Raw genomic sequence first — 381 nt, 5'->3', positions numbered from 1 at the left:
GCGTGGCCGCGACAAGGTCCGCCCACACACTTAAGGCGTGAGACATTCAGCGTCCGCTGGCCGTTCTGGCGGCGTCCTCACCTGCTTAACTAAATCTCAAACGATAACCTGCACGCTCCGATCACAGGTCACCGCCATCAATCACAGCAAATTGAGCGGAATTAAATCCGGTGATATTCTTCCGGCCTTAATTCCGCTCAATCTTTTATGAAACATCATATAAAGCAAATTTCCAGCAAACATACTCTAACAAATACTTTATCCCATATCCAACATATATCAAATGCATATGGATGCGCTGAGTTGCCTCGACAAGGTCCGCCTCCCGCACTTAATGCGTAAGACTATCAGCGGCCGCAGGCCAGTGGACGGGCGATACCC

The sequence above is a fragment of the [Clostridium] symbiosum ATCC 14940 genome (genome assembly GCF_000466485.1).
GTDB lineage: Bacteria > Bacillota > Clostridia > Lachnospirales > Lachnospiraceae > Otoolea > Otoolea symbiosa.
This window is presented reverse-complemented; position numbering follows the sequence as displayed.